Below are 23,695 nucleotides of genomic sequence, written 5' to 3' on the forward strand. Positions count from 1 at the left end.
TTTTTATTCCTTGTTTCTGCTGGCATCAGTTCTGCTGATCCGTCTCAGCGGGTTTTCTAGCTGCCCAATAAGTAGCCAAGGCTGGTCCAGAAATATTGTGCCATAAGCTAAAAATGGCACTCGGTACGGCTGTGATGGGAGATGCAGCAAAATGGGTTGCAGCCAAAGCCACACCTAGCCCTGAGTTCTGCATGCCCACTTCAATCGACACCGCACGGCAGTCAATTTCAGCCAGTTTGAAGATTCTGCTAGCCCAATAACCAAACAAATAACCCAGGCCATTGTGTAAGGCAACAATGCCTAAAATCATTAGTCCGGATTCCAGAATCTGGGTTTTACTGCCAGCAATAATTGCGGCGACAATTGCGACAATCGCAATCACCGAGATCAGTGGCATTACCTGGATATAAGCCTCAACTTTAGCCTTTAAAATGGCACGGATAATCAGGCCCAAAATAATCGGAAATAATACCACTTGCAGAATTGATACCAGCATTGACCAGGCATTGATCTCAATCCACTGACTGGCCAGCAGATAGAAAATAGCCGGGGTTAAAACAGGTGCCAGCAAAGTTGAAACCGAAGTACAGGCCACAGACAGGGCGGTATTGCCTTTGGCCATGTAGGTAATCACATTGGATGCAGTTCCACCCGGGCAGCAACCCACCAGGATTACCCCTATCGCAATTTCAGCCGGGAGCTGGAACAGCTGACATAGGAGAAAAGCCAGCCCTGGCATCACCATAAACTGGGCCACCACCCCAATTGCCACTGCTTTTGGACTCTGTAACACACTTTTAAAATCGCCTACTGTCATGGTCATGCCCATACCCAACATGATTAGGCCCAACATCCAGGGAATATAGGCACGTAGCCAGACAAAAAGCTCCGGTAGTATCAGGGCAATAGCAGAAAACAGAATCACCCACAAAGCAAAGGTCTTTTGGACAAACTGGCTAAATTGAAGGAGTGCTGACATGGGGAAATCCGGGGGCATTTAAAAGGAAATCGAGGCATCGTTTGATGCCTCAAAATATATAAATATATCAACTCGTCTGAAAGCAGATCAGCTCAAAAATAATAAAGCCAGCGTTTAGGCCACATCGATTATATCTTTCAGATAAATCCTTTTTACTCCTTGAGCCAGCATATCCTGCCAGGCATGTTGCAGTGAACCATTTAGGTCAATGCCTTTAGTAGCATCCGCAATTACATAGGACTTAAAACCCAGTTTGCAGGCATCCATCGCTGTCCACGCCACACAGAAATCGGTGGCAATTCCAACAATAAATACCGTATCGATACCACGTTCTCGCAGATAACCTGCCAGACCGGTACTGGTTTTCCGGTCTGCTTCCATAAAAGCAGAGTAACTGTCGATATTTTGATGAAAGCCTTTGCGAATAATCAGCTGCGCTTGTGGCAGATCCAATTCTGGATGCAGTTCAGCATCCGCAGTGCCCTGCACACAGTGGCTTGGCCAGAGCACCTGAGGGCCATACTCTAGCTGGATCGTGTCATAGGTAGCTTTGTCAGGATGATGAGCTGCAAAGGAAATGTGATTTTCTGGATGCCAGTCCTGGGTCAGTACAATATTACTAAAGTATTGTCCTAGTTGATTGATATTCGGAATAATCTGATCCGCACCTGCGACTGCCAGATTACCTCCCGGGGTAAATCCCTTCTGAACATCCACAACAATCAACGCGGCATTCTGCTGCATACGCTCTCATTCCTTGAAATCTTGATGATGCCCAAGCATAGCCTAAAAACCATGCTGTTTTTTAGTCCCGGTGACAAAAATAGAATGACTGCGCATTCTGACAAAAATCATATTCGGGCAATTCTTGGGCCAAATGGCGCACAAAACGTAAGTAGATTTTGGCTTTACCTGGCATTGTGGTACGAAAGTAAAAATAAGCCAGTGTATGACGTCGTATATAGCCAATCAAAATATTCCGGCATTGCATCATTAGCTTAAAGACATTGATCTATAGATTGACATCATCATACGCGCTTGATCTTCAAAGCTGAGCTATGCCCGTCCAGAAAGAGTGTGTTTGAGTTTCAAGGAGATGAGGTAACTCAAGCTCAATTTCGTCCTGAATGATTCATAGCGTATAGTTTTGATGTGGTTGTAGGAAATGCGCAATACGTAGTTTTTGAGCCAAGCACTCTTTCTTATTTGTAATTATTTTTTAGTGTAATCATGACAAATGTGGCTGAATTTGAATAGCGACATAGGTTTTAAGACGTTCATTTATGTCGTTTGAATCATCCTTTGAGGCATAAAAAAACCCGCATCCTGCGGGTTTTTTTATTCAGTTTCGCTTATGCCACACTGTTCATTTTACGAACCAAGAACAACATGAATACTGCTGAGATAATAATACATGGGATCGCTGCTGAGATTACACCCACCGCACCGAAGCCTGCAGTTAACAGACTACCTGCAATTGCTGGTCCAAGCATTGCACCAATACGGCCTACTGCTGATGCAACACCAACACCCGTACCACGAACTTCTGTTGGGTAAACGATACCACCGAAGGCATACAATACACCTTGACAGCCAATAACGAATGCACCCACTAGCGCTGATGCCATGTACATTTGTGTTAATGAACCTGCGGCGTTTAGCGCCAATAGACCTGCCAAGATACCGCCGTACATTAATAGAATGACGTATGCTTTCTTCCAGCGGTCAGTTAACACACCTAAAATCACTGTACCTACAGTCGCACTTAGCATGAAGTAGAACTGAGCAGTAGCACCTTCTTTACGTGTGAAGCCAAGTTCTTGGAATAGAGATGGCAACCAGCTCAGCATGATGTATACCACCATCAATGTGAAGAAGTAGCTTACCCAGATGAACATGGTACGTAGCAGGTTTTGTGAGTTAAACAGGTCTTTAAACGCACCTTTAGGCGCAGCATCAGCAGGTGCATTTTCTGCTAGATCTTTCGCTTTTAAGTACTCTTTAGACTCAGGCAATAAGAACATCATCACTGGAATCACGATGATTGGTAATAATCCCCCGAGGTAAAAAATGTTTTTCCAGTTTACACCAAATTCAGTCGCTGCAATCAGTGACAGAATTGCTGCACCGACTGGCATACCACAGTACATCAAGCCGACTGCACGACCACGATTTGCAGGTGTTACAGCTTCAGATGCAAGCGTAATTAAGATTGGCATTGCCGCCCCGAGACCCGCACCTGCCAAGAAACGTACAGCCAATAATGAGTTAAAGCTATTGACCCATACTGTACAAAGTGTGAATACAGCGAACACCGCTGTAGACCAGATCAAAACAGTCTTACGGCCAATACGGTCCGCAATACGACCACCGACCAGTGCACCAGGCAATAGGCCCAGAATCCCTGCACTGAAAAATACACCCAATTGTGAGCTATCGAGACCAAAATGCTCACGAATACCCGCTGCTGCAATACCTGCAGCCTGAATATCTAAGCCTTCAATCACTGCAATCAGAAAACAGATCGCGACCGTGACGATAGCATGCTTATTATCTGATTTTTCCATTGGATTATCCTTGTTCAATCAGCGTTCAAATAGAGCCGTCATCATCTATGAGACCGAAGTCGGATTTAACTACCAATAAGTTGAATGTTTTAGTGGGATATACAGATACAGGGATCGGTGCTGTTGTTTGAGATAGAATCCTTAGAAAGTCGCAAAAACAATTATTGTCATTGCCAGAAAATTCCTGTTTAAGGATTTAAGGCTTACAGATCAGCTAAAAAAATCCAACATTCAATAAATATCTAAAGATTCATTAATATCTAAAAAGAATTAGTACAGGGATTTCAATGCATTTTTAACCATGTCTATCCTTGTATTATTGATATGTTTTAGCTATTGGATAATCATTTATAAATCTTAAATAATCGCTTAACTATTTGAATTTTCAATGTAATAACTTACTTAAACAGTCATTTATATGACAATTTTATTTAAGTGTCCAATTATCCAGACCATGTGAAAATACTCTTCTCTTTTTATCGTTTTACAAGAAGCTTCATTCTTTTTATTGCTTGCTTGTTGTTACAGAGCTTTGTATAAAGAATTGAGTGGCTTTCAGCAAAGCATATTGTTCTTATGCTGCTGATCAGTCATAATTTGCATACGCAATATTCAATTCGGCGCAAATGCATTGAATTTGCTACAAATCAAAATACAAACCCATCCCAAATATGTTTTCTCATTCTCTTCGGATGGACAAATAGGATAGTTTTTTAAAATGACTCAGCAAGCACAGACCATTCAGGGTTCCATTGTCGCAATCGTCACCCCTATGTTTGAAGATGGCAGCGTAGATTGGAAGGGTCTCGAGAAGCTGGTTGAGTGGCACATTGCAGAGGGCACCAACAGTATTGTCGCGGTTGGTACAACAGGTGAAGCATCTACACTCAGCATGAGTGAACACACGCAAGTGATCAAAGAAATCATTCGTGTCGCGAACAAACGCATTCCAATCATTGCCGGTACAGGCGCAAACTCAACACGTGAAGCCATTGAGCTGACCCAGGAAGCCAAAGACCTGGGCGCAGATGCTGCACTTCTAGTCACTCCGTATTACAACAAGCCAACTCAAGAAGGCCTGTATCAGCACTATAAAGCGATTGCCGAAGCAGTAGACCTGCCGCAAATCCTGTACAACGTACCAGGCCGTACCGGTGTGGACATGTCAAACGAAACAGTGATTCGTCTGGCAGATATCCCGCAAATTGTCGGGATTAAAGATGCGACAGGTGATGTTGAACGCGGTGCTGCACTGATCGCTGGCTTACAAGGCAAAGACATGACCGTGTATTCTGGCGATGATGCAACGGCGTATCAGCTGATGGCACATGGTGCGAAAGGGAACATTTCTGTGACCGCCAACATTGCACCAAAAGTCATGAGCGAAGTGTGTGCCGCTGCTATTAGCGGTGATGATGCTGGTGCTGAAGCGCTTAACGCTCAGGTTGCAAATTTACACAATATTTTATTTTGCGAATCGAATCCAATTCCTGTGAAATGGGCACTCCATGACATAGGCCTCATCGGTACAGGTATTCGCCTGCCGTTAACACCACTTGCAGAACAATATCGCGCTCCGCTTCATGAAGTACTTGCTGCAGCGGGCGTCATTAAATAAGAGCACAATACTATGCAATTACGTTTAGGACTTATCCTTGCCCTTTCAGCATTCAGTTTAGCGGGTTGTAGTTCAATGGCCTTTAAAAATGGCACTTTGGACTACAAGGACACCACTACGCTAGAGCCTCTGCAATACCCTGAAGGTGCTATGGTTCGTCCTGCAACGCCATTGTATCCTGCTCCGACAGTAGATCCGCTTGCGATTGAACATGCACCAAAACTGGAAAATGAACGTGGCAACCGTTTTGCCCTGCCCCGCCCTTCTGCTGAGCCAGTTCGTTCAACTCAAGCTGATGAAACTGTTACAGATATAATGGGAAAGCCGCAACTGGTGATGGATGGAAATCAAAATCCGTTGCTCAAAATTGATGGAAATGCTGCTACAATATGGCAATACACTCTTGCCACGCTCAGCAGCCTTAACCATTCCATCGTTGGTCAAAGCAAAGATCGTTACCAGGTAACGATTAAGGTCGATCAGCAGACCTATGTTTTAAGACTCTCTCCTGCAGGTTCGAGTAACACCCTGGCTGTGTTTAATCCTGATAACAGTTTTGCCGATCGCGAAAAAGCAACAGAACTGTTAAACCAGATTTACCAAAATTGGCCAGCCTAGACATTTTCTAGGCATTTTTTTTTGTAGAAGGTTCCCTCATGTTAAAACAAACCTTGCTCTATACTGGTAAAGCGAAATCTGTCTATACCACAGACAGTGAAGACCACCTGATTTTAGTTTTTCGTGACGATGCGTCAGCATTCAATGGCGAAAAGATCGAACAACTGGATCGTAAAGGTAAGGTGAATAACCGTTTTAACGCCTTCATCATGGAAAAGCTGGCTGCTGCTGGTATTGAAACTCATTTTGAGAAGCTATTAACGCCAAACGAAGTATTGGTAAAAAAACTCAAAATGATTCCAGTAGAGTGTGTTGTACGTAACTATGCTGCGGGTTCTTTATGCCGTCGTCTTGGTGTTGAAGAAGGTAAAGAGTTAACACCTCCTACATTCGAATTGTTCTTTAAAGATGACGCCCTTGGCGATCCAATGGTGAACGAATCTCAAGCGATTGCTTTGGGTTGGGCAACTGCTGAACAACTGGCAAAAATGAAAGAACTGACTTACCAAGTGAACGAAGTGCTTAAAGCATTATTCCAAGCGGGTAATATGCTTCTGGTTGATTTCAAACTTGAATTCGGTGTGTTCCACGACCGTATCGTACTGGGTGATGAATTCTCTCCAGACGGTTGCCGTCTATGGGACAAAGATACCAAGAAAAAACTGGACAAAGACCGTTTCCGCCAAGGCCTGGGCGGTGTGGTTGAAGCATATGAAGAAGTTGCTGCACGTTTAGGTATTGATTTAGACAATATCTGATCTGTTATCGACAGATTCAAAAAACCGGGCTGAATGGCTCGGTTTTTTATTTTTATGCTTTTGCAAATCATCAGTTTAAATATCATTTCCATGTCAGCACATGAAATTTTTCTTATTTTTAGGTAGCATTAACCCATCTGTCCATTTCGCCATCGGCGTAGGATGAGATCCCTCGACTTATCAGGAACATTACATGATGTATAAAATTGATGAACTTACCCGTCTGGGCCAAGGATGCTCAAAAATTGTTTTTCAGCACCCCGAGCAAGACGATAAGATTATCAAGATCATGAATCCAGATCGTGTAGATATTGATGGGAGCTGGAAAGGTCATGGCAAGATCAAGCGCCAGTTGTCTCAAGGAGCGTATAAACAGTTCCGCCGTGAGTTATTGCAATACCTGCAATTATGCAAGAATAACTATCAATATAACCAGTTTGAGTTCCCCGTTGAAACTCCGTATGGCTTTGTTCAGACCGATAAAGGTTTGGGGCTAGTCGTTGAAAAAATTATCAGCCCAAATGGCAGAGGAATTACCCTGCATGAGCTTTGTCGTGAAAAACAATTTACCGAGAGGCATGCACAGGCTTTGGATCTCTTCTTTGACCAGTGTTGTGACCTGCATATTGTCTATGGTGAAGTGAATATTGCCGGCATCATGTATACCGAACAGCGGCATAATAAACCTGAATTTGTTCTGGTCGATGGTATGGGTGAAAAACTGCTTATTCCATTACGTGCCATGAGCAAGTGTATTAATGCTAAAAATGTGCGTAAAGTTGAGGCTAAAATTAAAGCGCAGATGCAGAAGCTGCTCGAAGCTTAATTTACAATTTTTTTGAGCTGAACCACTCAGTTATTTGATTTATTTCTCAAGCGATTACCATCGTGTACTCCTTTCACCAAGGGTATAGGTGGGCTTTTTCGTGCATTTTATGTTACATTACGGTTAAAAATTCTCCCATTTATTTTATTCAGGTCTCCATGATGTATCAACTTAATGATCTTACCCTTCTAGGTAAAGGCGGTTATAAACTGGTTTATCAGCATCCGACTGATGAAAGTAAAGCCATTAAAGTGATGAATCCAAACCGCATCAATGATAACGGTGAATGGGCACATCTCGGCCGTTTTAAACGTGGGCATGCTCAAGGTGTATATAAGCAGTTCCGCCGTGAAGTATTGCAATACCTACAGCTGTGTAAAAATCACTATAAGCACAACATTTTTAGTTTCCCGATTGAAACACCCTATGGCTTTGTGGAAACAGATCAGGGCTTAGGACTGGTTGTCGAGAAAATTATCAGTCCGAATGGCAACGGTATTACCCTGCACGAACTCTGCCGTACTGGCGAGTTTAATGACACACATGCCAAAGCACTGGATGAATTTTTTGATGCCTGCTGCGATCTGCATATTGTTTATGGGGAAGTGAATATTGCGGGCATCATGTACAGTGAAAAGCGCAGTGGTAAACCGGAGTTTGTCCTGGTTGATGGTATGGGAGATAAACTGTTTATCCCGCTACGTGCCATGAGTAAATCTCTGAATGCCAAGAATGTACGCAAAATTGAAGGTCGAATTCGCCATAAAATGGATGAATTGCTGCAATCTGCTCAGCAGAATCAAATCGAAAACCGGGCTGCCTAGCTCGGTTTTTTATTGCCTTCTACAATCATCGAAAAAATGAATTCTATTAATAAAAATAATCAGTTTCACATCTCTGATCAAAGCTCTTAAAATCATTTCTATAGCAGGCGAGGTCATGGCATTAGAAGTTATTTTCGCCAGACTTGCCGATCAGAATTTTTTCTACCCTCTAGGATGTATATCCCCCAAGGACATCCTATTTTCAGCCCGGTTCTCCCTGAACTGGGCTTTTTTTTGCACACCTTTTTAAGTTTCTAAAAAAGTAATGGACTTGCGACTGAGTTCAGCCTGAGTTGATCGTACAGCTTTTGGCAGGAGAACCAATAAAAATAGACACCTAAAAGGATAAACCGTAGATATCCGTAGAAATTTTTATTGCTGCTGTTGCTGTTGTTGCCAGCGGCGTTGCTGTAAGCGTTCTCCTTCAACCTCACGTTTATTTCGTGCTGACTCATATAGCCTGGTTCCTTTAAGTTCCGGTGGCATATAATCCTGTAGTACAAAATGTTCTGGATAATTATGTGGATACAGATAGTCCACACCATAGCCCTGCTCTTTCATCAACTTGGTCGGTGCATTACGTAAATGTAATGGTACGGGCAGATGAGAAGTTTTATCTGCCAGCTCCATGGCTTTATTGATGGCCAGATAGGTGCTATTGCTCTTGGCACTGGTGGCCAAATAAACTGCACATTGTCCTAAAATAATCCGGCATTCCGGCATTCCAACGGCCTGAACAGAACGGAAGCATTCTCCCGCCAGTAACAATGCATTGGGATTGGAGTTGCCAATATCTTCAGAGGCGGCAATCAGCATACGGCGTGCAATAAAGACTGGATCTTCACCACCCTTTAACATCCGTGCCATCCAGTATAGTGCTGCGTCCGGATCACTGCCACGAATCGATTTGATAAAGGCTGAGACCAGATCATAGTGCTGCTCACCAGACTTATCATAGCGGGCAATATTTTGCTGCGCTACCTTTACCACCACCGCGTTGGTGATGATATTTTCCATATCCGGTTCAAAGGTGCTGGCAACCAGATCTAGCAAATTAAGTGCTTTACGTGCATCTCCTGCTGCAAACTGGATCAGGGCATCGAATTCTTCAATCTGGATATGACGCTCTTGTAAAAAATTATCAGAGTGAATCGCCTGAGTAAGTAAAGTCTCAATTGCCTCGGCACTTAAAGCATTTAGACTATAAACCTGACAGCGTGACAACAAGGCACTGTTGACTTCAAAAGATGGATTTTCGGTGGTGGCACCAATCAGGGTAATCTTGCCCTTTTCAACCGCATTTAACAAAGCATCCTGCTGAGACTTATTAAAACGGTGAATCTCGTCAATAAACACCACGGGGGTCAGCAGATCACCACCGTCCGCAATGACTTCACGAAGTTCTTTCACCCCGGTATTTAGTGCAGACAGACTGACAAAGGGCCGGTCCACTGCCTGTGCCAGTAAAAGTGCAATTGTGGTTTTGCCTACACCGGGTGGACCCCAGAAAATGATAGACGGTAAATGCCCCTGATCAATCATCTGACGTAAAGGTGCATTTTCACCGAGCAGGTGATCCTGTCCAATAATTTCCCTGAGGTCACGTGGCCTCAAACGTTCAGGAAGAGGGATATGGCTGTCTGACATTTTATAATGGGCTCACTTTTAATCTGTTTGCATTCTAGCATTAGCTGTTTTTAATTCCGAATATGAAGTTTGTCTAGCTTCTGTCTCTGTACCGACGTATGACAATATTTTTTATCATTTCAAGTGAATTAGACCTTGCATCTTCATACAAATTTGATCATATTCTTTTTAGATCAGCTAGCGCTGAATGAATGTTCTTTTATTCTAATAATAGATAAGTGGGTCCGGGGTTAGATCAAATAAAACCTCTGTATCGGTGAATACATGGAATTTGATAAGCAGAATTTGGACACTTTTGCCCGGTTTGAATCACCGGATTCATTACCGTCAGATACTTTCAGGTCGACCACTGGCCCAGAGCTGACATGTATCCAGGATTTTGCTGATGCCCTCCCTCAACCAATGTGGTTGCAGACTCGGGATGAGATTGAATATTTTAATACGGCCATGCAGGACTATCTCGGGATTGACCTGAATGAGTACGGTCGGGAATACTGGCAACAGTTTATTCATCCTGATGATTTATCTAATTTTATTAGCGAATGGCATACTGTACTGAATAAACATCAGAATGCAGAACTGCAATGCCGGATCCAGAAACTGGATCACGGTTATCGTATGTGTTTGCTGAACATGAAGTTTCATTATGAAACGGGTAGCCTGCTGCACTGGGCTATCACCCTGACCGATGTGCATGATTATTTTGAAATCCAGCAGCAACTCTCTCAGATCATTGCTACCCAGCAAAATATGCTGGATGCAAGCTTAGACTGCATAAAAATCATGACGCCTGATGGTAAATTGAGTCATGTAAACCGTTCTGGCCGACAGGCTTTGGGACTGTCTGAAACCGAACAGCATTTTGGTATGTCCTGGCTGAATCTGCTGCCTGCCGAGGTCCGTCCATCTGGCAGGCGTGCGCTAAAGCGTGCTGCCCAAGGTATGAATGCCCGTTTTTCCGGCACTAGCCAGCTACAGGGTCAAGCACCAGAGTATTGGGATAATTTACTCACTCCAATCGTGGATGAACACAATGTGACTCGACAGATTCTGTGTGTTTCACGTAATGTCAGCCAGCAAAAACAGGTGGAAACCCGGCTGAAAGCAGTCACAGAAATTGATGAGCTGACTGGACTATATAATCGCGGTACCTTCTACAAACAGTTTAAACGCGTTCTGTTCAGAGCACGGCAACAACAGAGCCAAGCCGGGCTGCTCCTGATTGACCTGGACTATTTCAAGCATATCAATGACACCTTGGGGCATATTGCCGGTGACCATCTTTTACATGTCCTGGGGGAACGTTTCAAGAACAATCTTGGACCTGAAGCCATCGTCTCCCGTTTAGGGGGTGATGAATTTGCTGTCTTGGTCCAAAATCTTGAGCATGAATCACAGCTGTTAGAGGTGGCTAAAAAGGTCTGTCAGCAGATGGAAATACCGATCAGTTATGCCGGTAGAAGTATTAATGGTGGCATCAGTGTTGGTGGTGCCATTTATCCCCGTGATGCCATCAACAGTTCCAACTTATTAAAATGTGCCGATATCGCACTCAATGATCTGAAAAACAGTGGTCGCGGTGGCATCCGCATGTTCAGTCAGGAAATGTTTGAATCACTGGACAAGATGACCCGTCAACTAATTTTGGCGCGTAAAATTATCAATTCAAACCAGATTATTCCTTACTATCAACCCAAGGTACGCCTGTCCGATGGTGCAGTGATTGGTTTTGAAGCACTGCTGCGCTGGAAAGATCAGCACCATCAGATTCAGCTGCCATCCCATATTTTCTGTGCCTTTCAAGACTATGAACTGGCTTCACGAATCAGCGAAACCATGCAGCTGAAAGTCTTTGAAGATATGACCCAATGGCAGGAACAAGGCTTAGAAATTCTACCAATCTCGATCAACGCAGCGCCTGTCGAATTCCTGCGTGACGATTATGCTGAAAAGTTATTAGAACGCCTGTCTCGCTTTGATATTTCGGCAGACAAGGTTGAACTGGAGATTACCGAACAAAGTCTGTCAGAACGTGGGGCTAATTATGTTATTCGCGCACTGAACTTGTTAAAACAGGCGGGCATTCATATTTCTTTAGATGATTTCGGTACCGGTCATTCTTCCCTGACCCGTTTGCAGGAATATCCGGTGGACTGTATCAAGATTGACCGTAACTTTGTGGAACGCCTGAATACCGATCCCTCGGCACTGGCAATTGTCAAAGCCATTACCCAGATCGGGTCCAGTATTGAGCTTGATGTACTGGTAGAAGGTATTGAAAATACCGAGCAACTTTCTACCCTGATTAATTGTGACTGCCAGATCGGACAAGGTTTTTATTTCTATCGGCCAATGGCGGGTAGTGCAGCACAGCAATTACTGCATAGCACTGTGTGTTAGAATGAAACGTCTAGCGCACCCAGCGCACAATATGATCTTCCATTTCATCTTCATCGACTTCGAGCTCACTCAGACAGCGGCCTGCGGCTGACTTGCGCGCTTTAATGACACTTTCACGTGAACCGCTGATCAAGTAATGCCAAGACGGCAAGTGTTTTCCTTCAGCCACCCGGCGATAGGCACAACTGGCTGGCAACCAGTGAATAGTCGCCAATTTTTCAGGCGTGAGCTGAATACAGTCAGGCACGAATTGTAAACGGTTGGGATAATCTGAGCAGCGCGCGGTCTGACAGTCAAGCAGTTTACAGGCAACGCGTGTATAGGTGACTTCCTGAGTATCTTCATCTTCAAATTTAATGAGACAGCAGAGCCCGCAGCCATCACACAATGCTTCCCACTCCTGAGGCTTCAGCTCGTTCAGGGTATAGTGTTTCCAGAATTCAGGACGCAAAGTATCAGTCATAACAGCAGGCAGAGATGAGACAGGAGCAATCTATTATAGCAGCCCTGCACAAAATAAACGTACTGTAAGCATCTGATAACTATACTCACACGATTACTAACTATTAGACAGATTATCAACAAAAGGTTAACAGTTTGAAGAGCTTATTGTCCCTATACTAATTTTGAGAATAAAAACACATGGAGATTCAAAGATGTTTCGTTGGGCTATTATATTCGCTGTTATTGCATTGATTGCCAGTTTACTGGGTTTTGGTGGAGTAGCCGGTCTGTCTAAGGATTTCGCGATTATTCTGTTGGTAATTGCGGTTATTCTTGCAATTGTTGGTTTCTTGTCCCGCGGTAAGGTCTAGAGTAACGGATCTTGTCCTGATTCAAGACCATCTACCGATGGAATAAGAAGTAAAAAATAAGAGCCTCATGGCTCTTATTTTTTTGCATGAATTTTATGGTTTCAGATGTCGTGGTCGGAAACCGGTCAATACCAATGCGAGCAAATAAACTGTGACTCCGACAATGCACAGCCCGATGACTTCAGCCACACGGATCCATTGCGATACCTCACCATTATACCAGGTCAATGCATATGCCAGCGCTGCGATCATGGCAAAGTTGGCAAAACCAAACTGCAACATGAGCTTTTTCCAGTGGCCACCAAAGCGGAAAATATCACGCTTGTGCAGATAGAAATATAGCATTCCGGCATTGACCAAAGCTGAACCTGAAGAAGCTAAAGCCAATGCCATGTGTTCTGCATGCCAGTCGATCAGCTTGAAGAATCCAATAAAAATGACGTTCAGAATCGCGTTAGCAGCTACTGCAATTAAACCGACACGTACCGGTGTTTTGGTATCTTGCTGGGCATAAAAACCTGGTGCAAAAACTTTAATCAACATGAATGAAATCACGCCAGCACTCATACACTGGAGCGCCATTGCTGTCATCTGGGTATCTTCCAGATCAAACTGGCCACGTTGGAACAGCGCCTGAATAATCGGCGTAGAAAGCATGAACAGCGCAATACTGGCCGGTAGGCCGACCATTACAATCACTTTCGCCGCCCAGTCGATCATGCTGCGGAATTTCACCTGATCCTGTTCGGCATGACGTGCCGACAAAGATGGCAGAATCACGGTACCAATTGCCACGCCAATCAAGCCTAATGGCAACTCCGTCATACGCTCAGCACTGTAAAGCCAGGATACCGAACCATCCTGCATAAAGGATGCCCAGATGGTATTTAGCAGCAGGTTGATCTGCGTCACCGAAACACCAAACAGCGCTGGCAGCATCAGTTTCATGATGCGGTCTACGCCTTCATGCTTGAAGTCGATTTTGGGTGGAATCAGCAGTTTCTTGCGCCACAGTTCCGGAATCTGAATCGCCAGTTGCAAAGCACCCGCAATCAATACTGCCCAGCCCAAGGCCATGATCGGTTCGGCCATATATGGGGTAAGCCATAAGGCGCCGGCAATCATTGCCACATTCAAAAGCACCGGTGCAAAAGCGGGTGTAGTGAATGAACCATAGCTGTTCAGGATACTGCTGGCAAAAGCCGTCAATGACATGAATAGCAGATAAGGAATGGTCAGGCGGAACATGTCCGATGCCAGTGCGAACTTCTCAGGATCTGTATGGAAGCCCGGTGCATAAACATAAATAATGGCAGGTGCAGCCACCATGGCCACGAAGGTCAGCAGGCTCATGACGGTAGACAGACAGCCAAATACCCTACTAATCAGGATCTGTACCTCGGCATGCGTCCGTGTGGTTTTATATTCTGTCAATACCGGAATAAAAGCCTGTGAAAAAGCTCCTTCCGCAAACAGACGCCGGAAGAAATTGGGAATACGGAATGCGACCACGAAGGTATCGAAGTCCTTGCCTGCACCAAAGACATTGAGCAGTACAATATCCCGGACCAGACCCAGTACCCGTGACAACATGGTCATCGCACTGACAATGACGGTCGAACGCCACAGCGCCATACTGTTCACCTAATGTTTAAATTTTGCCTATTGTAATGAAACTTCTGGCAGAAGTTCATTGCTTTATCACATTCCTATTCAGGTATTGATGTATTTTTATAATGATGTAATTGTTCACGGAATGCGACCCAGTTGAAATGTAGGCCTGGATCAGTTTTACGTCCCGAAGCAATATCAGAATGTCCGGCAAAGTGTTGCTGGATTTTTGGATAATAGGCTTGCAGACAGGCCGTCACCTGCACTAGTGCATCGTACTGTGCCTGTTCAAAGGGAAGGTCATCGCTGCCTTCAAGCTCAATCCCGATCGAATAATCATTGCATTCTTTCTTAGCGAGATAGGTCGAACGGCCCGCATGCCAGGCCCGGTCATTAAAATTGACGAACTGCAGCACTTCCCCGCTACGCAGAATTAAGAGATGGGTAGAGACTTGCATGCCCTGAATGGTCTGAAAATAAGGATGTACTGACCAATCCAGCTGATTCTGGAAAAACTGCTCAATATAACCACCGCCAAATTGTGAGGGCGGCAGGCTGATGTTATGCACCACGATCAGTTGAATCTCGGTATTTTCCGGACGCTGGTTAAAGTTGGGTGAGGGAATCTGGCGTGCACCGATGAGTTGTCCATCCTTCACATGAAACGCAGGTGCTTGTTGCATAAAAACTTTCCTATCCCCAACTAAAATGACTGCTGCGCAATGCAGCTGGCTTAATGCTAAAACTTTCGTATCCAAATCTCAATTCAGCTGTGATGACTGTACGAAAAATCGCTCATTTTTATGTAACAGTGCTAATATAAGGCGCAATTTTCACGGCTTACAAAAGATACGGAAATACTCATGAGCATATCTCAAGCTTTGCTAGAACAGTCGATTCAGATCAATATTCAACAGGCGCTGGCTGAAGACATTGGTAATGGTGACATCACTGCCCTGCTGACACCTGAAGATGAACAGGCTACTGCTACCATTATCAGTCGTGAGAATATGGTGCTGGCTGGACAACCTTGGGTGAATGCTTTGATTCAAGCCTACGATCCAAAAGTTGAAGTGATCTGGTTGAAAAATGACGGTGACCGTGTCGGGGCAAATGAAGCCTTCCTGAAACTGGCAGGTTCTGCGCGTAGCCTGCTCACGGTAGAACGTCCGGCACTGAATTTTGTCCAAACCCTGTCTGCAGTCGCGACCAAAACAGCAAGCTATGTCAAACAATTAGAAGGTCTAAATACCAAACTGTTAGACACCCGTAAAACTATTCCAGGCCTGCGTATTGCACAGAAATATGCCGTAGCGATTGGGGGTGGTCAGAATCATCGTCTGGGGCTGTTCGATGCCTTTTTAATTAAAGAAAATCATATCATGGCAGCTGGTGGGATTGAACAGGCCATTGCCAAGGCACATCAGATTGCACCAGGTAAACCGGTAGAAGTCGAAGTAGAAACCTGGGATGAGTTAAATCAGGCACTTGAAGCCAAAGCAGATATTGTAATGCTGGATAATTTTAGCCAGCAGCAAATGATTGATGCGGTGAAGCATGTAGCAGGTCGTTGCAAACTGGAAGCTTCGGGCAATATTACGATTGAGAATTTACGTGAAGTGGCTAGTACAGGTGTAGATTATATTTCGATGGGCGTTCTGACCAAGGATGTGAAAGCAATTGATTTATCCATGCGTTTTAATGCCTAGATCTTGCTGAATACGCGATAGAAGAAGGGTGCGAAGCACCCTTTTTTTTATTTTTCGATTTTTTTGTGCAAAAACTGCACAAAAAAATAATAAAGATGAATGAAGTGACACTTGGGTATGATGACTATATGATGACTAATTGGTATTTTGTCCTGCTGGTGCAGAAGCACCATCCCGATCTGCATCACGGGAATTATTATCACAGGCAGTCAGACCAAGAACGGTACAGACTGAAAGTGCCATGAATAATATTTTCATACGTCGACCCTCTATAGTTAAGTAGATTGAAAATCATCTCTCGAAACACAGCGATACAGTAGATAGGTCCTGTTCAATTTTTGTGAGGCAATGTTGAAGCCTAAGAATACCCATAAAAAAACGCATCCGAAGATGCGTTTTTCACTAGAAGATAAATTACCAGCCTAAAACTTCTTGCTGTTTCTTGATCAGCTCTTGGATGCCCTTCTCAGCCATTTCCAGCATGTCATTGCATTGACTACGGGTAAATGGCTTGTCTTCTGCAGTACCCTGAATTTCAATGAATTCACCAGCTTGAGTCATCACGACATTCAGGTCAGTCTGGCAGTTAGAATCTTCTTCATAGCAAAGATCTAGTAATACTTCATCTTTGAAAATACCCACAGAAATTGCAGCAACCAGACCTTTAAGTGGATCTTGCTTGATTTTTTTCTTTTCAAGCAACACATTCATCGCATCAATCAATGCTACCGCAGCACCGGTAATAGAGGCTGTACGTGTCCCGCCATCTGCCTGGATCACATCACAATCGATAGTAATCGTATTTTCACCGAGTTTTTTCAGGTCCACCATAGCGCGCAGGCTACGGCCGATCAGACGCTGGATTTCCTGAGTACGGCCACTCTGTTTGCCACGTGCCGCTTCACGGTCGCTACGGGTATGTGTTGAACGTGGCAGCATGCCATATTCTGCGGTTACCCAGCCTTGGCCCTGACCTTTCAGGAAACGGGGAACCGAGTTGTCAATGCTGGCAGTACAAAGCACTTTAGTATGACCAAATTCAACCAATACTGAACCTTCCGCATAACGTGTGTAATTGCGGGTAATTTTGATGTCACGTAATTGATCTAATGCTCGCTGGTCGATACGCATAAATAAGTCCTGCTTTGACTGAAAAATAATTGTGGCTCAGTATAGCAGAAGCCTCTGCCAAGATTGCCCGGCCCTTGGCATGATTTACAAAATCAATTCAGTCTTGTTCGATCAAAATACAAAATCAGGCCATCTGAATGGCGCTGCGTGATTGCCGATTTTTTGTTAAACTTAAAGGGAAATATCGAGAAGATTTTTATGTCTTTACGTGCAGAACGCAAACAGCAAAGTCATCAGGCAATACTAGATGCCGCACTGGTACTGAGTAGCCGTGGTCGTGCATTTAGCAATATCAGCCTGCGTGAACTGTCCCGTGAAGTTGGACTGGTGCCGACGGCGTTCTACCGGCATTTTAAGGACATGCAGCAATTGGGTCTGGAACTGCTCGACCAAGTCGCCATTAATTTAAAAGGTGTCTTAAATCGGCTGGTAGAAGCTTACTTGTATCAAGTACATTCAGATACTGAAACCTCAATTGGTCTTTTCCTTCAGGCTGTTGAAGAACATCCTGAGCCATGGCTATTTTTTAGTACAGAACGTTGGGGCGGATCAGACTTTTTGCGGACCAGTATTGAGCGAGAACTGCAATTTTTAGTTGCTGATCTGGTCGATGAGCTGGGAAATCTTTATTCCGCTCAGGGAATCAAATCGCCTCAACACTTGAAGCTGCTGGTCCAGATGCTCGTGGATTTATCCTTGAATTGGGCGATGGGTTGGCTGAGTATTCAGGGTCTGGTAGATGCCAATCTTCAACAAAGTCGCGCAACAGAATTTAAAGCTCAGACGGTTATTCAGATGCAACTGCTATTTCAAGGCATTCATGCATAAACAGCCTTCAGGCAGCTAGAATAGATATTTTCAACAATAAAAAACCTGCAGCAATGTGCAGGTTTTTTAAGATCAGGCAGAAATTATTTTGCCTTACGCTCTTTTTCTACCAAGAAATTTACCACCTGAATTACTTTGGCATCATCACCCTGAACGACATACTTACCATTCACGGTCACGGCTGGCACACCCGTTAACTGATAAGATGCGGCCAGATTTTTCGCCTGGGCGATTTTTGAAGAAATCGGGAATGATTTATACGTACTGTTAAATTTCGCTTCTGAAATACCATAACGGGTATAAAACTTGGCAAGTTGTGCTTGTTCTAAAATTGGTTTTTGCTTCGCATGGATATCATGGAACAATTGCAAGTGCGCTTTTTGACGAACACCCAAGGCTTCAGACACATAATAGGCACGTGCTGCCTGTTCCCATAGTGGGTTCATCGCAGCTGGAGTGCGGACAAAACGGATATCTTTAGGCAGTTGTTTCAACCAGGTCTGCATATGCGGTTCAAGTGTGTAGCAGTGACCACAGCCATACCAGAAGAATTCACGTACTTCAATTTTCCCAGGCTTTTCAACTTTGACTGGTTTAGCCAGCACTTGATAGTCTTGGCCTGCTACAAAGTTGGCCATCGCACTGCCAGAAAATGCTAAAACAGATGCAGCAACAGTGCCTAAAATAAATTTTTTCATTGGAATTATGATCCTCAAAATCTTTATGATTAGCTTATGCAGATACTATAAATCAAATATGCGGCTTTCGTTTTTATTCTGTGAACTTTTTTAAGGCTTTTATCGCTTTTTTTGCAGGAAGCGCTACACTAATCAACATTGAACTTTTTTAAAATATAACGACTTGATTGAGGTGACACCGATGTCGCAATTGAATGTTGATCCACAAGAAATTGCCAAATTTGAAGCTTTCGCAGCCATATGGTGGGATCAGCATTCCGAGTTCCGCCCTTTACACATGATTAATCCACTACGTCTGAACTGGATTGACGAACATGCTGGCGGCTTGAGCGGCAAAAAAGTTCTGGATGTAGGCTGTGGCGGTGGCATTCTGGCCGAAAGCATGGCACGCCGTGGTGCTGATGTGCTTGGTATCGATATGGGTGAAGCACCACTGAATGTGGCACGTCTACATGCGGAACAGGAAGGTGTCAGTAATATTCAATACCGTCAGGTTCCTGTTGAGCAACTCGCCGAGGAACAAGCAGGACAATACGATGTGGTGACCTGCATGGAAATGCTGGAGCATGTTCCAGATCCGGCATCGATCATTCAGGCTTGCCATAAGCTGGTAAAACCAGGGGGTCATGTGTTCTTCTCGACCATTAACCGTAATCCGAAGTCCTATCTGTTTGCCATTATTGGTGCAGAATATGTGCTGCGTATGCTGGCACGTGGTACGCATGATTACAGCAAATTTATCAAGCCATCTGAACTAGCGGATGACATCCGCAACGCTGGTCTGAAACTAAAAGATATGACGGGTCTGCACTATAACCCGCTGACCAAACGGTACTGGTTAGCGCCCAATGTAGATGTTAACTATATGGTCTATACGGCAAAAGAACAGGCGAATGGAGCTGCTGAATGAAAGCAGTTCTCTTTGACCTCGATGGTACCTTAATTGACACTGCTGCCGACTTTGTCCGCATTATTCAGGATATGTGCCGCGAAGAAGGCCGTGAAGTAGTAGCACCAGAGTTGATCCGCACTCAGGTTTCAGAAGGTGCTCGTGCCATGGTCAAGCTGGTCTATCCGGAACTCGAGCTGGAAGATCCTCTCCTGCTGGCGCATCGTCAGCGTTTCTTAGACCTGTATGGTGCCGATATTGCAGTAGATACTGACCTGTTTGACGGCATGTATCCACTGCTGGAAGCATTGGAAGCACGCAGTATTCCTTGGGGTATTGTCACCAATAAACCACGCTGGTTAAGTGAATCGCTGCTTGCGGCATTGAATCTCTCAGAGCGCTGTTCGGTACTGGTCTGCCCGGAAGATGTGGGCCGTACCAAACCGGATCCGGAGCCGATGTATCTGGCAGCAAAACAGATTGACCTGGCGGCTAAAGACTGTATCTATGTCGGCGATCATCCACGTGATATCGATGCTGGACGTGCAGCCAATATGTATACTATTCTGGCAGCCTATGGTTATCTGCCTTTAGAACATAAAGATAATTTAAACGCTTGGCAGGCCGATTGTATCGTGCATAGTGTAGAAGAATTACATCAACGAATTCAGGATCTGGTTTTAAAGCCAGTACTCGGCTAAAACTCAGGTTCCGGTCAGAACATTAAACTTCACAACAATAAGCAAGAAATAAGGAGGTCGTTCATGAAGTATTCAGAATATCAACCTCGCTCAGACCTGTTAAAGGATCGTATTATCCTGATCACAGGTGCCGGCGATGGCATTGGACGTGCAGCAGCGATCAGCTATGCCCTGCATGGTGCGACGGTAGTGCTGCATGGTCGTACCCTGAACAAGCTTGAAGTCATCTATGATGAAATTGAAGGTTTGGGTGCGCCACGCCCGGCAATTCTGCCTTTACAGCTTTCCAGTGCTTCTGAGCGTGATTATGAGCTCCTGTTCGAAACAATGAGTAAACAGTTTGGTCGTCTGGACGGAATTCTGCATAATGCAGGCATTCTCGGTGAACGTACTGAACTGGCAAACTATAGCCCCGGCGTCTGGGATGATGTAATGGCTGTCAACCTGCGTGCACCCTTCGTGCTGACTCAGGCCCTGCTTCCTCTGCTCGAAAAATCTGAGCATGCTTCCGTGGTCTTTACCAGTTCAGGTGTAGGCCGCCAAGTGCGTGAACGCTGGGGAGCTTATTCAGTTTCCAAGGTTGCCATTGAAGCGGTAAGCCAGCTGTTTGCCAAAGAAAATGTACATCCACATGTGCGTTTTAACTGCATTAATCCGGGTGCAACCCGGACTGCGATGCGTTCTAAAGCCTATCCAGATGAAGATCCACTAACCTTGCCAACCCCGGAATCGATTATGCCGGCTTATCTTTACCTGATGGGTGATGACAGTCTGCATATGAATGGTCAAAGTATTGATGCGCAGGATTAACTGCTGATTGAAGTGAAAATGATTGAAATGAGGGAGCCTTGGTTCCCTTTTTTATTGCTATTTTAGAATGAAATAATGCATAAATCTTATCTGACTCCACCCTGGTCGCATTGAGTTTCGCTAAAATTCACCCATACTATCGCTAACAGATTTTGATTCGAGTGCAACATGACTGACCTAAACAACATCACCGTGACCACTTTGGAAGATGGCATGGTGTCACTTCTGATTGATCAGCAGCCGGTTTCTGAAAAATACGGCGTGAAGTTTGAAGCCAGTATTGTGGACGACATCAAAGCACTCGAAAATGGCAGCAAGCTAAAACTATTCGAGCAGTTTATCTTTTCCCATACCGATCTGAACTTTGAACATGCCTATTACTATGTGACAGGTATTGAAAAACTGGATGATGGCTACCGTCTGGCTAAACATTTTGTGTATCGCATTAAAATTGAAAATCAGCCGGATATCGAACATGTAATTAGCAATCAAGGCAAGCCCATGACCACGGATGATGTACGTGCCTTTATTAATGCACATATCCAGAAGTCCCTGACTGACTATACCGATCTGAACTACGCTTACTAAGCCAGGTTTAAACCGATATAAGAGCACGCCAAGCGTGTTCTTTTTTTATTCGGGAAACCTATTAAAAACAGCTATAAATCGGTTTTTTACATACTAATAATAATTTTATTCGGTTTTTCAAATTAAAGCCTGAGCGCTATGATACCTGTATTCAAGATGATGACCAGATAAAGGAGAATCCAGCATGGCTGACCAAAAACGTAAAATCGAGACTATTCGCCATATTGAAAGCCTGCAATTATCAGCTAGCTTGATTCAAGCTTTAGATGATGCCACTGAAGCGGAATGTGTGGCTGAAGCAATCCAGTCGTTACAGGGTTTGACTGAACAATGGAACTAGTTCAGACCTGCAAATATTGAGGTACTATTCGACTGGAATACAGGAGATAAATTGCCCTAATTAACCGAGTTTCTCTTGACCTCACCATACATTAGCCTCAGGATAGTATTTCACAGCTTCTCAAGCGCTTAGCCTGTATGAAGTGTTCAAAAACTACTGAAATCATGGCATAGTCATAATCTCTCTGCATTCTTTAAAGAATACATGCCTGATCTTCACAGTTTCTCTGCAATTTTTGCGTAAATTAGACTGTAGAAAATGAACAATTGATTGAGGGTTCACCATGAAAAAGCTTTTGGTTGCTTTGACAATGTCTATCAGTACATTAATGCTGACGAATGTTGCCAATGCTGCGCCGCATTTTGATGATGAACGTCATATGGATCAACGTCAAGATCAGTCTAAAAAATTCCGTGATCGCGCAGATGATGACCATGAAGACCGTCGCCGTATGCGTGAAGAGCGTGGTGTAAAGCGTTTACAGCAAATGAAATGGCAACCCGGCTATGTGATGCCACAGCATTATCGCGGTAATGGTTATAAAGTTGAATATAAAGACCACAAGTTGCCAAAACCTGACCGCAGACAGCAATGGTATAAAGTCAATAATGAATACATTTTGGTGGATTCGGACAACAACAGTATCATTCGAATTCTTGGACATTAAATCCTCACATTTTCATAGACCTAACTTGTTTGGGTCTTTTTTATTTTAGTCAGGTGGTATTGGATGCTGTTCTTGACTAAAAAAAACTGTAATTCCCTCTTATTCTTCTTTTTTTCTTCATAAATTTAACAATTCGCCTAAATTACCCTCACGGTTTCTCTCTACTGATTCGCTAATTTAGTCTCATCGAAACGATAATGATGAATTCAGGTGAATGCCATGAAAAAAGTGTTAACAACAATCGCTTTATCCTTGAGTGCTTTAGTTGCAACTTCTGCAATGGCTGCACCGCAACATGATCCGCGTTATGCGCCACATAAACCGGCACCGCATTGGGATCATAGAGATGCGAAAAAATGGGACGATCGCCGTGATGACCGTCGCTGGAATGATAAACGCTATAACAACCGCGTGGTAAATCCAAGCCGTGACTGGCGTGTTGGTCAAAAGCTGCCTAACCAGTATGACAACCGCCGTTTTGAAGTAAGTCGTTATGAAGCACGCCGTCTGCCAAATGCAGGCAGAAACCAGCAGTGGTACAAAATCAATGGTGATTATGTGCTAGTCAATGAGCGTAATGACAAGATTATCCGTATCCTCAACTAAATCTTAATTCTGTATCTTTTCTCCATTGCACCTGAAGCCCACGCTTCAGGTGTTTTTTTTATTGC

At 44.2% G+C, this 23,695-nt stretch carries 26 protein-coding genes; 16 read left to right on the forward strand and 10 right to left on the reverse strand.

Going from position 1 to position 23,695, the window contains the following annotated elements; translation table 11 throughout:
• Window positions 1-25: 25 nt before the first annotated feature.
• The 3 genes from FSC11_RS14400 to mhpT form a co-directional block, all read right to left on the reverse strand.
• Window positions 26-979 carry a bile acid:sodium symporter family protein gene (locus FSC11_RS14400; protein WP_163167624.1) on the reverse strand — a complete coding sequence of 318 codons (954 nt, stop codon included), beginning with the start codon at window positions 977-979 and terminating at the stop codon, window positions 26-28.
• Window positions 980-1,093: 114 nt separating this feature from the next.
• Complete coding sequence (pncA, locus tag FSC11_RS14405) at window positions 1,094-1,723, reverse strand: bifunctional nicotinamidase/pyrazinamidase (RefSeq protein WP_004813881.1); 630 nt, start codon at window positions 1,721-1,723, stop codon at window positions 1,094-1,096.
• Between the two features lie 608 nt (window positions 1,724-2,331).
• Entirely contained in the window at window positions 2,332-3,546 is a 1,215-nt protein-coding gene (gene mhpT, locus FSC11_RS14410) for a 3-(3-hydroxy-phenyl)propionate transporter MhpT (protein ID WP_163167626.1), read from the reverse strand.
• A gap of 718 nt (window positions 3,547-4,264) precedes the next feature.
• Between mhpT and dapA the strand changes: the two genes are divergently transcribed.
• The 5 genes from dapA (at window position 4,265) to FSC11_RS14435 (ending at window position 8,190) form a co-directional block, all read left to right on the forward strand.
• Complete coding sequence (gene dapA / locus FSC11_RS14415; RefSeq protein WP_163167627.1) at window positions 4,265-5,164, forward strand: 4-hydroxy-tetrahydrodipicolinate synthase; 900 nt, start codon at window positions 4,265-4,267, stop codon at window positions 5,162-5,164.
• Window positions 5,165-5,176: 12 nt separating this feature from the next.
• Entirely contained in the window at window positions 5,177-5,782 is a 606-nt protein-coding gene (locus FSC11_RS14420; protein ID WP_004813887.1) for a hypothetical protein, read from the forward strand.
• Window positions 5,783-5,820: 38 nt separating this feature from the next.
• Complete coding sequence (gene purC, locus FSC11_RS14425) at window positions 5,821-6,540, forward strand: phosphoribosylaminoimidazolesuccinocarboxamide synthase (RefSeq protein WP_004813888.1); 720 nt, start codon at window positions 5,821-5,823, stop codon at window positions 6,538-6,540.
• Between the two features lie 193 nt (window positions 6,541-6,733).
• Window positions 6,734-7,366, forward strand: a complete 633-nt coding sequence (locus FSC11_RS14430) for a YrbL family protein (RefSeq protein WP_163167629.1) — start codon at window positions 6,734-6,736, stop codon at window positions 7,364-7,366.
• 158 nt (window positions 7,367-7,524) lie between these two features.
• Entirely contained in the window at window positions 7,525-8,190 is a 666-nt protein-coding gene (locus FSC11_RS14435) for a YrbL family protein (protein WP_163167631.1), read from the forward strand.
• Window positions 8,191-8,562: 372 nt separating this feature from the next.
• Here FSC11_RS14435 and FSC11_RS14440 read toward each other — a convergent pair whose 3' ends face one another.
• The gene (locus FSC11_RS14440; RefSeq protein ID WP_163167633.1) at window positions 8,563-9,837 is read right to left on the reverse strand and encodes a replication-associated recombination protein A; all 1,275 of its coding nucleotides are present in this window, start codon (window positions 9,835-9,837) and stop codon (window positions 8,563-8,565) included.
• 264 nt (window positions 9,838-10,101) lie between these two features.
• Here FSC11_RS14440 and FSC11_RS14445 point away from each other — a divergent pair, with 264 nt between their 5' ends.
• A complete protein-coding gene (locus FSC11_RS14445) occupies window positions 10,102-12,237 on the forward strand; it encodes a putative bifunctional diguanylate cyclase/phosphodiesterase (protein WP_163167635.1) in 2,136 nt (711 codons plus the stop codon).
• Window positions 12,238-12,247: 10 nt separating this feature from the next.
• Here FSC11_RS14445 and FSC11_RS14450 read toward each other — a convergent pair whose 3' ends face one another.
• A complete protein-coding gene (locus tag FSC11_RS14450) occupies window positions 12,248-12,700 on the reverse strand; it encodes a YcgN family cysteine cluster protein (RefSeq protein ID WP_004813897.1) in 453 nt (150 codons plus the stop codon).
• Window positions 12,701-12,893: 193 nt separating this feature from the next.
• Between FSC11_RS14450 and FSC11_RS14455 the strand changes: the two genes are divergently transcribed.
• Window positions 12,894-13,052, forward strand: coding sequence for a DUF1328 domain-containing protein (locus tag FSC11_RS14455; RefSeq protein ID WP_004647174.1), 159 nt, complete (start codon window positions 12,894-12,896; stop codon window positions 13,050-13,052).
• 93 nt (window positions 13,053-13,145) lie between these two features.
• Here FSC11_RS14455 and murJ read toward each other — a convergent pair whose 3' ends face one another.
• Complete coding sequence (gene murJ / locus FSC11_RS14460) at window positions 13,146-14,696, reverse strand: murein biosynthesis integral membrane protein MurJ (RefSeq protein WP_171521721.1); 1,551 nt, start codon at window positions 14,694-14,696, stop codon at window positions 13,146-13,148.
• A gap of 65 nt (window positions 14,697-14,761) precedes the next feature.
• Window positions 14,762-15,346: a 1,6-anhydro-N-acetylmuramyl-L-alanine amidase AmpD gene (gene ampD / locus FSC11_RS14465; protein WP_163167639.1), complete on the reverse strand. Its 585-nt coding sequence runs from the start codon at window positions 15,344-15,346 to the stop codon at window positions 14,762-14,764.
• Window positions 15,347-15,526: 180 nt separating this feature from the next.
• Here ampD and nadC point away from each other — a divergent pair, with 180 nt between their 5' ends.
• Entirely contained in the window at window positions 15,527-16,372 is an 846-nt protein-coding gene (nadC, locus tag FSC11_RS14470; RefSeq protein WP_163167641.1) for a carboxylating nicotinate-nucleotide diphosphorylase, read from the forward strand.
• A gap of 135 nt (window positions 16,373-16,507) precedes the next feature.
• Here the strand turns inward: nadC and FSC11_RS16430 are convergent, their stop codons facing one another.
• Together FSC11_RS16430 and rph are read right to left on the reverse strand one after the other, a co-directional pair.
• The gene (locus FSC11_RS16430; protein WP_004813902.1) at window positions 16,508-16,630 is read right to left on the reverse strand and encodes a hypothetical protein; all 123 of its coding nucleotides are present in this window, start codon (window positions 16,628-16,630) and stop codon (window positions 16,508-16,510) included.
• A gap of 156 nt (window positions 16,631-16,786) precedes the next feature.
• On the reverse strand, window positions 16,787-17,503 hold the full coding sequence (gene rph / locus FSC11_RS14475; RefSeq protein ID WP_163167643.1) for a ribonuclease PH: 717 nt from the start codon (window positions 17,501-17,503) through the stop codon (window positions 16,787-16,789).
• Between the two features lie 198 nt (window positions 17,504-17,701).
• Here rph and FSC11_RS14480 point away from each other — a divergent pair, with 198 nt between their 5' ends.
• Window positions 17,702-18,331, forward strand: coding sequence for a TetR family transcriptional regulator (locus FSC11_RS14480; RefSeq protein ID WP_163167645.1), 630 nt, complete (start codon window positions 17,702-17,704; stop codon window positions 18,329-18,331).
• Between the two features lie 83 nt (window positions 18,332-18,414).
• Here FSC11_RS14480 and FSC11_RS14485 read toward each other — a convergent pair whose 3' ends face one another.
• Window positions 18,415-19,029 (reverse strand): thiol:disulfide interchange protein DsbA/DsbL, encoded by a 615-nt coding sequence (locus FSC11_RS14485; protein WP_004813905.1) that lies wholly within the window; start codon window positions 19,027-19,029, stop codon window positions 18,415-18,417.
• A gap of 181 nt (window positions 19,030-19,210) precedes the next feature.
• On the opposite strand from FSC11_RS14485, the gene ubiG reads away from it, so the two are divergent.
• From ubiG to FSC11_RS14515, 7 genes are all read left to right on the forward strand, one after another.
• Window positions 19,211-19,939, forward strand: coding sequence for a bifunctional 2-polyprenyl-6-hydroxyphenol methylase/3-demethylubiquinol 3-O-methyltransferase UbiG (gene ubiG / locus FSC11_RS14490; RefSeq protein WP_163167648.1), 729 nt, complete (start codon window positions 19,211-19,213; stop codon window positions 19,937-19,939).
• Window positions 19,936-20,619, forward strand: coding sequence for an HAD family hydrolase (locus FSC11_RS14495; RefSeq protein WP_004813910.1), 684 nt, complete (start codon window positions 19,936-19,938; stop codon window positions 20,617-20,619). Before ubiG ends, FSC11_RS14495 begins: the two co-directional genes overlap by 4 nt.
• Before the next feature lie 63 nt (window positions 20,620-20,682).
• Window positions 20,683-21,429, forward strand: a complete 747-nt coding sequence (locus FSC11_RS14500) for a YciK family oxidoreductase (protein ID WP_163167650.1) — start codon at window positions 20,683-20,685, stop codon at window positions 21,427-21,429.
• Between the two features lie 168 nt (window positions 21,430-21,597).
• Window positions 21,598-22,017 carry a hypothetical protein gene (locus tag FSC11_RS14505; RefSeq protein ID WP_004813913.1) on the forward strand — a complete coding sequence of 140 codons (420 nt, stop codon included), beginning with the start codon at window positions 21,598-21,600 and terminating at the stop codon, window positions 22,015-22,017.
• Between the two features lie 184 nt (window positions 22,018-22,201).
• Complete coding sequence (locus FSC11_RS16155; protein ID WP_004813915.1) at window positions 22,202-22,357, forward strand: hypothetical protein; 156 nt, start codon at window positions 22,202-22,204, stop codon at window positions 22,355-22,357.
• Between the two features lie 283 nt (window positions 22,358-22,640).
• Window positions 22,641-23,024, forward strand: coding sequence for an RcnB family protein (locus tag FSC11_RS14510; protein WP_163167652.1), 384 nt, complete (start codon window positions 22,641-22,643; stop codon window positions 23,022-23,024).
• 219 nt (window positions 23,025-23,243) lie between these two features.
• Complete coding sequence (locus tag FSC11_RS14515; protein ID WP_163167654.1) at window positions 23,244-23,630, forward strand: RcnB family protein; 387 nt, start codon at window positions 23,244-23,246, stop codon at window positions 23,628-23,630.
• Window positions 23,631-23,695: the final 65 nt, after the last annotated feature.

It is taken from the genome of Acinetobacter schindleri (assembly GCF_010918895.1).
In the GTDB taxonomy this organism is placed as follows: Bacteria; Pseudomonadota; Gammaproteobacteria; order Pseudomonadales; family Moraxellaceae; genus Acinetobacter; species Acinetobacter schindleri.

Coding starts and splice junctions, on each gene's coding strand:
- FSC11_RS14400 (WP_163167624.1), bottom strand. CDS start 979: ATGTCAGCACTCCTTCAATTTAGCCAGTTTGTCCAAAAGACCTTTGCT.
- pncA (WP_004813881.1), bottom strand. CDS start 1,723: ATGCAGCAGAATGCCGCGTTGATTGTTGTGGATGTTCAGAAGGGATTT.
- mhpT (WP_163167626.1), bottom strand. CDS start 3,546: ATGGAAAAATCAGATAATAAGCATGCTATCGTCACGGTCGCGATCTGT.
- dapA (WP_163167627.1), top strand. CDS start 4,265: ATGACTCAGCAAGCACAGACCATTCAGGGTTCCATTGTCGCAATCGTC.
- FSC11_RS14420 (WP_004813887.1), top strand. CDS start 5,177: ATGCAATTACGTTTAGGACTTATCCTTGCCCTTTCAGCATTCAGTTTA.
- purC (WP_004813888.1), top strand. CDS start 5,821: ATGTTAAAACAAACCTTGCTCTATACTGGTAAAGCGAAATCTGTCTAT.
- FSC11_RS14430 (WP_163167629.1), top strand. CDS start 6,734: ATGATGTATAAAATTGATGAACTTACCCGTCTGGGCCAAGGATGCTCA.
- FSC11_RS14435 (WP_163167631.1), top strand. CDS start 7,525: ATGATGTATCAACTTAATGATCTTACCCTTCTAGGTAAAGGCGGTTAT.
- FSC11_RS14440 (WP_163167633.1), bottom strand. CDS start 9,837: ATGTCAGACAGCCATATCCCTCTTCCTGAACGTTTGAGGCCACGTGAC.
- FSC11_RS14445 (WP_163167635.1), top strand. CDS start 10,102: ATGGAATTTGATAAGCAGAATTTGGACACTTTTGCCCGGTTTGAATCA.
- FSC11_RS14450 (WP_004813897.1), bottom strand. CDS start 12,700: ATGACTGATACTTTGCGTCCTGAATTCTGGAAACACTATACCCTGAAC.
- FSC11_RS14455 (WP_004647174.1), top strand. CDS start 12,894: ATGTTTCGTTGGGCTATTATATTCGCTGTTATTGCATTGATTGCCAGT.
- ampD (WP_163167639.1), bottom strand. CDS start 15,346: ATGCAACAAGCACCTGCGTTTCATGTGAAGGATGGACAACTCATCGGT.
- nadC (WP_163167641.1), top strand. CDS start 15,527: ATGAGCATATCTCAAGCTTTGCTAGAACAGTCGATTCAGATCAATATT.
- FSC11_RS16430 (WP_004813902.1), bottom strand. CDS start 16,630: ATGAAAATATTATTCATGGCACTTTCAGTCTGTACCGTTCTTGGTCTG.
- rph (WP_163167643.1), bottom strand. CDS start 17,503: ATGCGTATCGACCAGCGAGCATTAGATCAATTACGTGACATCAAAATT.
- FSC11_RS14480 (WP_163167645.1), top strand. CDS start 17,702: ATGTCTTTACGTGCAGAACGCAAACAGCAAAGTCATCAGGCAATACTA.
- FSC11_RS14485 (WP_004813905.1), bottom strand. CDS start 19,029: ATGAAAAAATTTATTTTAGGCACTGTTGCTGCATCTGTTTTAGCATTT.
- ubiG (WP_163167648.1), top strand. CDS start 19,211: ATGTCGCAATTGAATGTTGATCCACAAGAAATTGCCAAATTTGAAGCT.
- FSC11_RS14495 (WP_004813910.1), top strand. CDS start 19,936: ATGAAAGCAGTTCTCTTTGACCTCGATGGTACCTTAATTGACACTGCT.
- FSC11_RS14500 (WP_163167650.1), top strand. CDS start 20,683: ATGAAGTATTCAGAATATCAACCTCGCTCAGACCTGTTAAAGGATCGT.
- FSC11_RS14505 (WP_004813913.1), top strand. CDS start 21,598: ATGACTGACCTAAACAACATCACCGTGACCACTTTGGAAGATGGCATG.
- FSC11_RS16155 (WP_004813915.1), top strand. CDS start 22,202: ATGGCTGACCAAAAACGTAAAATCGAGACTATTCGCCATATTGAAAGC.
- FSC11_RS14510 (WP_163167652.1), top strand. CDS start 22,641: ATGAAAAAGCTTTTGGTTGCTTTGACAATGTCTATCAGTACATTAATG.
- FSC11_RS14515 (WP_163167654.1), top strand. CDS start 23,244: ATGAAAAAAGTGTTAACAACAATCGCTTTATCCTTGAGTGCTTTAGTT.